The sequence below is a fragment of the Kineococcus sp. G2 genome (assembly GCF_037154035.1).
GTDB lineage: Bacteria > Actinomycetota > Actinomycetes > Actinomycetales > Kineococcaceae > Kineococcus.
This window is the reverse complement of the sequence record NZ_JBBBEM010000088.1, coordinates 1-10,402: the sequence shown is the minus strand read 5'-3', so window position 1 is coordinate 10,402 and position 10,402 is coordinate 1. Positions and strand designations below refer to the sequence as shown.

The following is a 10,402-nucleotide window of genomic DNA, read 5'->3' as shown; positions in this document are numbered from 1 at the left end:
GGTGCACCGTCCGGACGGTGCCCCCCCGACTGTACCGTCCGGACGGTGCAGCGGGTCTCGATTAACCTCCTGGGCGTGACGAGCGCCCGAAGCACGCGCGAGAAGCTCCTCGACGCCTTCAGCGAGCTCCTCGTCGCCGCCGGCTCCCGCGCCGCCACCCTCGACGCCGTCGCCGCCGCCGCCGGCGTCTCCAAGGGCGGGCTGCTGTACCACTTCGGCAGCAAGGACGCCCTCGTCGACGGCCTCGTCGAGCGCTGGCGCCGCATGGCCGACGACGACGTCCGCGAGATGCGCGCCGCCCCCGAGGGAGCCGCCGCCTACTACCTGCGCACCTCCGTCGTGGAGCGCGACGACCCGCTGGCCCGCACCGGCGTCGCCGTCCTGCACCTGGCGCAGGAGGGCGACGCGCGCGCCGTCGCCGCCTTCACCGACGCCACCGAGGACTGGCGCGCGGCCATCGAGGAGCAGGTCGGCGACCGGGTGCTCTCCCGCGTGGTGCAGCTCGTCGGCGACGGGCTGTGGGCCGGCTCCTCCATCGGCGTGGCCCCCGACGACCTCGACGACGTCGTCTCCGGCGTCACCCGGCTGCTGGGCGAGCCGCCCCGCCCCGCCTGACCGGGCCGGCACCACCGCGCCCGCCGCTCACGCCGACGGCTCCACCGCCGAGCGCTCCGCGTCGGCGGCCACCATCTGCGCGTAGCGCCCGCCCAGGGCCAGCAGCTCGGCGTGGCTGCCGCGCTCGGCGACCCGCCCGCCGTCCAGCACCACGATCTGGTCCGCCTCGCGCACCGTGGACAGCCGGTGCGCGATCGTGACGGTGGTGCGGCCGCTGGCCACCTCCCGCAGCGCCGCGGACATCGCCCGCTCCGTGCGCACGTCCAGCGCGCTCGTCGCCTCGTCCAGCAGCAGCACCGGCGGGTCCCGCAGCACCGCCCGCGCCAGCGCGATCCGCTGCTTCTCACCCCCGGAGAAGCGGTAGCCGCGCTCGCCGACGACCGTGTCGAAGCCCTCGGGCAGCGCGTCCACCACCGCCTCGACCTGCGCGGTGCGCGCCGCCCGGCGCAGGTCCTCGTCCGAGGCCCCCGGCGCCGCGAAGCGCAGGTTCTCCGCGATGCTCGCGTGCAGCAGGAACGTCTCCTGCGTGACCACCCCCACCGCCTCCGCCAGCGAGCGGGCGGTGACGTCGCGCACGTCGTGCCCGTCGATCAGCACCGCCCCGGAGTCCACGTCGTACAGCCGGGCCAGCAGGTAGCCCAGGGTCGTCTTGCCCGAGCCGGTGGCCCCCACCACCGCCAGCGACGTGCCCGCCGGCACCACCAGGTCGATCCCCTGCAGCGCGGGACGGTCCGCCCCCGGGTAGCGGAACGTCACGTCGCGGAACTCCACCTCACCGCGCGGCCTGGGCAGCGTCAGCGCACCGGGGCGCTCGGCGACCTCCGGCACCGAGTCCAGGTACTCGAAGGCCCGGCTGAACAGCGCCATCGAGGCGTGCAGGCGCACCAGGATCCGCAGCAGCGCCGCCAGCGGCCGGAACAGCTGCGCCTGCAGCGTCACCAGCGCCACCAGCGTGCCGATGCTCAGCGCGGTGCCCGTGCCGCGCAGCCACCCGCCCAGCAGGTACGTCAGCGCCGGCACCGCCGCCATCGTCAGCGTGATCAGCGACCACTGCCAGCGCCCGGCCATCTCCGAGCCGACCTCCAGGCGGGACACCCCGTCCGACTGGGCGGTGAAGCGCTCCACGACCTCCCGGGTGCGGCCCGTGGTGCGCGTCAGCAGGATCCCCGAGACCGACAGCGTCTCCTCCACCGTCGCGGACATCTCCGCCAGCTGCCGCTGCCGCTGCGCGGTGATGCGCCGGCGCAGCCGCCCCACCCGCCGGTTCAGGTGCACCGCCAGCGGCAGCACCGTGAAGGAGAACAGCGCCAGCCGCCAGTCCAGCGCGAGCATCGCCACCACCGTCACCACCACCGTGGCGAGGTTCTGCACCAGCTCGGCGCCGGTGGTGGTCACCACGGTCTGCAGGGCGCCGATGTCGCTGGCGATGCGCGACTGCACCTCGCCGGTGCGGGTGCGGGCGAAGAACCCCAGCGACATGCGCTGCAGGTGCGCGTACAGCGACGTGCGCAGCCCGTGCATGACGCCCTGCCCCACCCGGGTCGTCAGCAGCCCCTGCACCACGTCCAGCGCGGTCGTGACCGCAGCGATCGCCACCAGCCCGCCGGCCAGCGCCGCCAGCAGGCCGAGGTCCTGCTCCGGCAGCGCCTCGTCGACGATCTCGCGCAGCAGGAAGGGGGACGCCACCCCCGCCACCGCCGAGGCGGCGATGAGGCCGGCCACCACCGACAGCGTGCGCGCGTGCGGGCGGAACAGGCGCAGCGCCCGCAGCACCTCGGCGCGCTGCGGGCGCTCGGCGGGCGGCTCCACCCTGCCCGGGCGGAACGGGTCGCGGGTGGGGTCACCGCGCACGTGCTCTCCTCGCGTCCGGTGCTCCCGGGACGGGGGCCTGTGCCGCCAGCGTAGGAGCGGGTCCGGACAGCAGTGCGCCGCAGGACACCACGACGTCGCTGCGCGCCCCTATCCTGTGACTGCCGGTGACGACCTCGGTCGGCGCCGCCAGCGATCGAAGCCACCGGTCGTGCAGGGTGCGCCGCGCGGGGCCGCGGTGCCGAGCCGAAGGGGTCCACGTGCGAGCGAGGCCCACGACGGGCGGGGACGGCGGGTCCGCCGTCCTCCTGCCCAGCCCGCTCGCCGGGGTCCCCCACCCGGCCCTGGAACGGCTGGCCGCCCTCGCCGCCCGCGCCCTGTCCACCTCCTCCGCGCGCGCCGAGCTCACCGAGGACGGCGCCCCCACCGGCGCCGGTGCCTGCGCGGGGCTGCTCGCCCCCGTCGACGAGCTGCTCACCGCCACCGCCCGCGGCACCGGACCCCTCGCCGTGACCGACGCCGGCGCCGACGCGCGGTGGGCCGCGCTGCCCGCCGTCGTCTCCGGCGTCGTCGGCTGCTACCTCGGCGTGCCGCTGACCGGCACGGACGGGCGGGTCGTCGGCGTCCTGGCGGTCTTCGACCCGCTGCCGCGGCGCTGGTCGCGCACCGACGTCGAGCTGCTCGCCGACCTGGCCGCCGTCGCCGTCGGCGAGCTGCAGCTGTCGGCGCTGGCCGTGCAGCACGAGGCCGACCGGCTCCGGTGGCGGCTGGGCGTGGCCGCCGGCGGCGTCGGCAGCTTCGACCTGGACCTCGCCACCGGCGTCATCACCTGGGACGAGCGGATGCTCGAGATGTTCGAGTACACCGCCGAGGAGTTCGACGGCACCTTCGCCGCCTTCGAGGCGCGCGTGCACCCCGACGACCTGCCCCGCGTGCACGAGGCCGTCGAGGCCTCGGTGCAGGGGCCCGTCGTCTTCCAGGCGGAGTACCGCGTCCTGCTGCCCTCCGGCGGCACCCGGTGGGTCAAGGCCCGCGGCGAGGCGCTGCGCGACGAGAGCGGCCGCGCGCTGCGCCTGGTCGGCGCCGCCTACGACACCACCGCGGAGAAGCGCGGCGACGCCCGCGTCTCCCGGCTGCTGGAGTCGATGCCCTCGGCGTTCTTCTCCCTGGACCGCGACTGGCGCTTCAGCCACGTCAACGCCGAGGCGGAGCGGGTGCTGCAGCGCCCCCGCGAGGAGCTGCTCGGCCGCGACGTGTGGGAGGAGTTCCCCGAGGGGCTCGGCACGGCGTTCGAGGAGGAGTACCGCCGCGCGGTCGCCACCGGCGAGCCGGTGACGTTCGAGGCGCACTACCCGCCGCTGGACGCCTGGTTCGAGGTGCGCGCCTGGCCCGACCCCGACGGGCTGTCCGTCTACTTCCTCGACGTCACCGCCCGCCGGGCCGCCCAGGAGGAGGCCCGGCGCACCGCGCGCCGCCTGGAGCTGCTCGCCGCCGTCAGCGCCGACCTCGTCGCCACCCTCGACGCCGACGAGGCCGTCGCCCGACTGGCCCGCCACGTCGTGCCCGCCCTGGCCCGCTGGGCCGTCGTCACCCTCGCCGACGAGAACGGCGCGCTGCGCGACGTCGGCTCCTGGCACGCCGACCCCGCCCTGCGCGAGCTGACCGACCGCTACCGGCGGGTGCGCCAGGCGGGCCTGGCCACCGAGGCGCCGCTGCGGCGCTCGCAGGCGCGCCAGGGCGCCGTCGTCATCGAGTCGCGCGCGGCGCAGCGGCTGTCGAGCGTGCTGTCGGGCGAGGCGCGCGAGCTGCTGCAGCGGCTGGCGCCGGAGTCGGCGTGCGTGATGCCGCTGCGGGCGCGCGGGCGCCTGCTGGGGGTGATGTCGCTGTTCCGCTCCGCCGAGGACGGCCCCCTGTCCGGCGACGACCTGGCGACGGCGGTGCAGGTCGCCGACCGGGCGGGCCTGGCCCTGGACAACGCCTCCCTGTACGCGCGCCAGCAGCACGTCGCGGAGGGCCTGCAGCGCAGCCTGCTCAGCGCACCCGTCGAACCGGACCACCTGGAGGTGCGGGTGCGCTACCGGCCCGCGGCGCGCGCGGTGCAGGTGGGCGGCGACTGGTACGACTCCTTCCTGCAGCCGGACGGCGACACGGTCCTCGTCATCGGCGACGTCATGGGCCACGACGTGGACGCGGCGGCCGCGATGAGCCAGGTGCGCAACCTGCTGCGCGGCATCGCCTACTCCAGCGGCGGCTCCCCGGCGGCGGTGCTGGCCACGCTGGACGCGGCGATGCGCGGGCTGGCCGTGGCGACGACCGCGACGGCCGTGGTGGCGCGCCTGGAGCAGACCCCGGACGAGCTGGCGCGCGGCGTCACGCGCCTGCGCTGGTCCAACGCGGGGCACCCCCCGCCGGTGCTGCTGCGCCCCGACGGCACCGTCGTGGACCTGGCCGGCGAGGAACCGGACCTGCTGCTGGGCATCGCCCCGCACCTGCCGCGGCGGGACGAGCAGGTGGAGGTGCAGCGCGGCTCGACGGTGCTGCTGTTCACCGACGGGCTGGTGGAGCGGCGCGGCCAGGACATCGACGAGGGCCTGGCGCGGCTGCGCGAGGCCGTGGTGGAGCTGGCGGGCGCCGACCTGGACGACCTGTGCGACGGGATCCTGGACCGGCTGCTGCCGCCGGAGCCGGAGGACGACGTGGCCCTGGTGGCGGTGCGGCTGCACCCGCAGACCGGCCCGCGCCCCGAGGTCGCCGGCCCGCACCGCGTCCCCGACGACCTCCCCCTCCCCGGCCGCTGACCCGGCCGCCGACCCGGCCGCCGACCCGGCCGCTGACCCGGCCGTCCCCCGGTCCCTCCGCCCCGCCCCGTCCGCGGCCCCCACCCCAACGGTGATCAAGGAAGTTGCCACTTCCTTGATCACCGCGGGAGGAGGGGGTCAGGTCAGGTCGGCCAGGGTCAGCGCCAGGTGCAGCGCCAGGCGGTCCGCGCCGTCGTCGAGGTCGTAGCCGCTGACCGCCCGCACCCGCCGCAACCGGTGGTACAGCGTCTGGCGGTGCACGCCCAGGGCGGCCGCGGTGCGCTGCGCCGACCCGGCCAGGTCCAGGTAGGTGCGCGCGGTGCGCACCAGCTCCGGGTCGCCGGCCAGCAGCCGCCGCGCCCGCTCGTCCACCGCCACGGCCGCGAGGTCGCCCGCCTCGGCGAGCGCCAGCAGCCGCAGCGTGCCCAGCTCCTCCCACCCGCGCACCGCCGTCGCCCCGCGCGGCCCCGACGCGGCGACGGTCAGCGCGGCGCGCAGCGCGGCCTGCGCCTGCCGCCACCCGGTGTGCGCCCCGGCCGTGGTCACGGGCCCGGACACCCCGGCGGCCACGCCCGCGGGGTGCTGCGCCAGCAGGGCCCCGCAGGCCCGGTCGGCGACGTCCGCGGCGGGCACCGCGCCCGGCACGAGCAGCGCCGCGCGCGAACCCACCGGCGCCACCACCACGGAGCGCGGCAGCACCCAGGCGTTGACGGACCCGGTGGCCTCCCCGCCGACGGGGGCCAGGGCCACCACGCGCAGCCGGCCGGCCGGGAGGACGGCCTCACGGGTCAGCTCCTCCGCGGCGCGGCCGCGCGCGGCGGCGTCCGGCGAGAGCAGCTCGCCCACGGCCCAGGCGGTGCGGTCGGCGGTGCGCGAGCGGGTGGCGAGCGTGGCGGCGACGGCGTCGACGACGTCGTGCAGCTGCGCCAGCCGGTGCTCCTCGACGCGGCCGCCGGGATCGAGCAGCCACAGGTACCCGTACGTCACCCCGCGCCAGCGCACCGGCACGCACCAGCGGGCCAACCGCCCGGTGGCGGGGTCGGCGGGCACCCGCAGCGGACCGCGCGCGCGGGCGATGCCGAACGCGGCGAACGCCCGTTGCACCGCCGCGTCGGAGCGCCGCCGCAGGATCGAGGTGCGCCGCACCTCGTCGACGACGTCCTCGTGCCCGGAGGCGGCCACGAGGTGCAGGTCGCGGTCCTCCAGCGTGGTGGGGGCGCCGGTCAGGTCGGCGACGGCGTCCACGAGCTCCTGCAGGCCCGGCGCGGAGGGGGTGCTCACGACGCCACCCTGCCAGGCCGTCATCCACCTGGATGGCGCGAGCGAGGCGTCTTCATCCACTCGTCCCTGGCCCAGCAGCGGTGCCGGGCTTAGCGTCGGGAGGGTGTTCGGACAAGTGGTCCTCGGCGTGGCGGGCTCGCCGCGCGTGCGCTCCCTGCTGACCGGCAGCAGCCTCAGCCGCCCCGTCGTGCGGCGCTTCGTCGCCGGCGAGGACACCGCCGCGGCGCTGGACGCCGTGCGCTCCCTCGCCGCCGACGGCGTGCGCACCACCCTCGACGTCCTCGGCGAGGACGTCACCCGCCCCGAGCAGGCGGAGGAGACCGCCGCCGCCTACCGCGACCTCGTCACCCGCCTCGCCGACGCCGGGCTGGCGGAGGGCAACGAGGTGTCGGTGAAGCTGTCCGCCCTCGGGCAGGGCCTGCTCCCGGACGGTCCGGCGCGCGCCACCGAGCGCGCCCACGACCTCGTGGCGCACGCGCACGCGAACGGCGTGGACGTGACCGTCGACATGGAGGACCACACCCGCGTCGACGACACCCTCCAGACGGTGCGCGCGCTGCGGGCGGACTTCCCCCGCACCGGGTGCGTGCTGCAGTCGATGCTGCGCCGCACCCCCGGCGACGCGGCCGACCTGGCGCACCCCGGCTCGCGGGTGCGCCTGGTCAAGGGCGCCTACGCCGAACCCGCCGAGGTCGCCCACCCCGCCAAGAGGGACGTCGACCTCGCCTACGTGCGCTGCCTGCGCACCCTGCTGGACGGCGGCGCGTACCCGATGGTCGCCACCCACGACCTGCGCCTGGTGCGCATCGCCGAGGAGCTCCTCGCCGGTCGCGAACCCGGCGAGGACGGGCCGGCGGGGGAGTTCCAGATGCTCTACGGCATCCGCACCGACGAGCTGCGCCGCCTGGCCGCCGCCGGGCACGTGGTGCGCACCTACGTGCCGTTCGGCACCGACTGGTACGGCTACTTCTCCCGCCGCCTGGCCGAGCGCCCGGCGAACCTAGCGTTCTTCGCGCGCTCCCTCGCCCACGCCTGAACGCACCCCGAGAAGCCCTGAGAAACCCGAGAACCGCAGAACCCGACCCGGAGGTCGTCGTGCAGTCCGTGACCGAGGTCCCCGCCCCCCGCAACGAACCGGTGCACGGCTACGCGCCGGGCAGCACCGAGCGCGAGCTCCTCACCGACCAGCTCGCCGAGCAGGCCGCGAACCCCGTCGAGATCACCCAGACCATCGGTGGCGTGCAGTCCACCGGCGGCGGCGAGCGGATCGACGTCGTGCAGCCGCACCGGCACGCGAGCGTGCTCGGCACGTTCGGCGCCGCCACCCGCGAGGACGCGCGCGCCGCCGTGGACGCGGCGCTCGCCGCCGGCCCCGCGTGGGCGGCGATGGACTACGAGGACCGCGCCGCGGTGTTCCTGCGCGCCGCGGACCTGCTCGCCGGGCCGTGGCGGGAGAAGCTCGCCGCCGCCACGATGCTGGGGCAGTCCAAGACCGCGCAGCAGGCGGAGATCGACGCGCCCTGCGAGCTGGTGGACTTCTGGCGGTTCAACGTCGCGTTCGGCCGCCGCCTCATCGCCGAGCAGCCCGTGTCCTCCCCGGGGGTGTGGAACCGCCTGGACCACCGCCCGCTGGAGGGTTTCGTCTACGCGGTCACCCCGTTCAACTTCACCGCCATCGCCGGGAACCTGCCCACCGCCCCGGCGCTGATGGGCAACACGGTGGTGTGGAAGCCCAGCCCGACGCAGATGCTGTCGGCGCACTGGACGATGCGGCTGCTGGAGGCGGCGGGCCTGCCGCCCGGCGTGGTGAACCTCGTCGGCGGTGACGGCCGCGCCGTCTCGGAGGTGGCGCTGATCGACCCGCACCTGGCCGGCATCCACTTCACCGGTTCCACCGCCACGTTCCAGCACCTGTGGCGCACCGTGGGCGAGAACATCGGGAACTACCGCACCTACCCGCGCCTGGTGGGCGAGACCGGCGGCAAGGACTTCGTGCTGGCGCACCCCTCGGCCGACCCGCAGGTTCTCTCCACCGCGATGCTGCTGGGCGCGTTCGAGTACCAGGGGCAGAAGTGCTCCGCGGCCTCGCGCGCGTTCGTGCCGCGCTCGGTGTGGGAGCGGATGGGCACCGGCTTCCTCGCCACCGTGGACTCCCTGGCGTACGGCGACGTCACCGACCTGTCGAACTTCGGCGGCGCCGTCATCGACGCCCGCTCGTTCGCGAAGAACGCCGCCGCGATCGACCGCGCGAAGGCCGCGCCCGGCATCGAGGTCGTCGCCGGCGGCACGTACGACGACTCCGAGGGCTGGTTCGTGCGCCCCACCGTGCTGCTGGGGGAGGACCCGGGTGACGAGGCGTTCGGCACCGAGTACTTCGGCCCGATCCTCGCCGTGCACGTGTACGACGACTCCCGCCCCGGCGCGTGGGAGGACGTGCTGCGCCTGGTGGACTCCGGCTCGCAGTACGGCCTGACCGGCGCGGTGATCGCCGACGACCGCACCGCGGTGCGGCAGGCGCAGGACGCCCTGCGGTTCGCGGCCGGGAACTTCTACGTCAACGACAAGCCCACCGGCGCCGTCGTGGGGCAGCAGCCGTTCGGCGGTTCGCGCGCCTCGGGCACCAACGACAAGGCCGGCTCGATCCTGAACCTGCAGCGCTGGACCAGCCCGCGCGCCGTGAAGGAGACGTTCGTGCCGCCGACCACGCACGTGTACCCGCACATGCGCTGACCCCCCGTGGCCCCGGTGGTCGCCCGGCGTTTCACCGGGGCCCGCGACGGGTAGTGCGCAGCCATGAGCCACGACAGGAGCTCCACGCGCACGGACGACCTGTCCGTCGTCCACCGCACCGGCTCACGCGCCGCTTCGGCGGGTGCCGCGCCCACCGGTGCACCCGCGCCGGGGCCGGGGCCCGTGGCCTCGAGCACCCCACCGGGCGAGTCCATCGGTCAGCTCGTCAGCGACCTGACGCAGCAGGTGTCGCACCTCGTGCGCGACGAGGTGCAGCTGGCGAAGATGGACCTGGCGGAGAAGGGCAAGAAGGCCGGCAAGGGCCTGGGCGCCTTCTCCGTCGCCGGCCTGCTGGCGTTCTTCGGGATCGCCGCCCTGGTGACCACCGCGATCGCGGCGCTCGCGCTGGTCCTGGACGTGTGGCTGTCGGCGCTCGTCGTGGCCGTCGTGCTGCTGGTGGTGGCCGGCATCGCCGCGCTGGTCGGCAAGAAGGAGGTCCAGCAGGCCGCCCCGCCGGTGCCGCAGGCGGCGGTGGACGGCGTGAAGAAGGACGTCGGCGCCGTCAAGGAGGGTTTCACGCGATGAGCAGCACCCAGCCCACCCCGCCCACCGACCGCGAGGCGCTGGAGCGCGACATCGTGCAGACGCGCGAGCGCCTCGCGGAGACCGCCGACGCGCTGGCCGCGAAGGCGGACGTGAAGGCGCAGGCGCAGCACAAGGTCGACGACGTGAAGGCGCAGGCGCAGCACAAGGGCGACGACGTGAAGGCGCAGGCGCAGCACAAGGGCGACGACGTGAAGGCGCAGGCGCAGCACAAGGGCGACGACGTGAAGGCGCAGGCGCAGCACAAGGGCGACGACGTGAAGGCGCAGGCGCAGCACAAGGGCGACGACGTGAAGGCGCAGGCGCAGCACAAGGTCGACGACGTGAAGGCGCAGGCCCAGCACAAGGTCGACGACCTCAAGGCGCAGGCGCAGCACAGGGTGACGGACGTGCGGGACCGCGCGGTGTCCTCCGTGCACGGCGCCAGCGACAGCGCCCCGGGCAGCCCGAAGGCGCAGGGCGGCGCCCTGGCCGGCGTCGTAGCGGTGGCCGTGGTGCTGACGGTGTGGCTGGTCGTGCGCCGCAAGCGTCGCTGAGCCGCCCCCTACCCCACCCCGTCCCCGCCC

The 10,402-nt window shown here is 76.0% G+C and carries 8 protein-coding genes; 6 read left to right on the top strand and 2 right to left on the bottom strand.

What is annotated here, in order from left to right; translation table 11 throughout:
• The first annotated feature begins 75 nt into the window (after positions 1–75).
• Positions 76–615 carry a TetR/AcrR family transcriptional regulator gene (locus tag V9U69_RS13125; RefSeq protein WP_337062266.1) on the top strand — a complete coding sequence of 180 codons (540 nt, stop codon included), beginning with the start codon at positions 76–78 and terminating at the stop codon, positions 613–615.
• A 27-nt stretch (positions 616–642) separates the two neighbouring features.
• Here the strand turns inward: V9U69_RS13125 and V9U69_RS13120 are convergent, their stop codons facing one another.
• Positions 643–2,466, bottom strand: a complete 1,824-nt coding sequence (locus V9U69_RS13120; RefSeq protein ID WP_337062265.1) for an ABC transporter ATP-binding protein — start codon at positions 2,464–2,466, stop codon at positions 643–645.
• A gap of 218 nt (positions 2,467–2,684) precedes the next feature.
• On the opposite strand from V9U69_RS13120, the gene V9U69_RS13115 reads away from it, so the two are divergent.
• Entirely contained in the window at positions 2,685–5,222 is a 2,538-nt protein-coding gene (locus V9U69_RS13115; protein WP_337062264.1) for a SpoIIE family protein phosphatase, read from the top strand.
• A 138-nt stretch (positions 5,223–5,360) separates the two neighbouring features.
• Here V9U69_RS13115 and V9U69_RS13110 read toward each other — a convergent pair whose 3' ends face one another.
• Positions 5,361–6,503, bottom strand: coding sequence for a PucR family transcriptional regulator (locus V9U69_RS13110; RefSeq protein WP_337062263.1), 1,143 nt, complete (start codon positions 6,501–6,503; stop codon positions 5,361–5,363).
• 103 nt (positions 6,504–6,606) lie between these two features.
• Between V9U69_RS13110 and V9U69_RS13105 the strand changes: the two genes are divergently transcribed.
• From V9U69_RS13105 to V9U69_RS13090, 4 genes are all read left to right on the top strand, one after another.
• Positions 6,607–7,539, top strand: a complete 933-nt coding sequence (locus tag V9U69_RS13105) for a proline dehydrogenase family protein (protein ID WP_337062262.1) — start codon at positions 6,607–6,609, stop codon at positions 7,537–7,539.
• 59 nt (positions 7,540–7,598) lie between these two features.
• Positions 7,599–9,233, top strand: coding sequence for an L-glutamate gamma-semialdehyde dehydrogenase (gene pruA / locus V9U69_RS13100; RefSeq protein ID WP_337062261.1), 1,635 nt, complete (start codon positions 7,599–7,601; stop codon positions 9,231–9,233).
• A gap of 63 nt (positions 9,234–9,296) precedes the next feature.
• Positions 9,297–9,818: a phage holin family protein gene (locus V9U69_RS13095; RefSeq protein ID WP_337062260.1), complete on the top strand. Its 522-nt coding sequence runs from the start codon at positions 9,297–9,299 to the stop codon at positions 9,816–9,818.
• Positions 9,815–10,372, top strand: coding sequence for a DUF3618 domain-containing protein (locus tag V9U69_RS13090; RefSeq protein ID WP_337062259.1), 558 nt, complete (start codon positions 9,815–9,817; stop codon positions 10,370–10,372). The genes V9U69_RS13095 and V9U69_RS13090 overlap by 4 nt, the downstream gene beginning before the upstream one ends.
• The last annotated feature ends 30 nt before the right edge of the window (positions 10,373–10,402 follow it).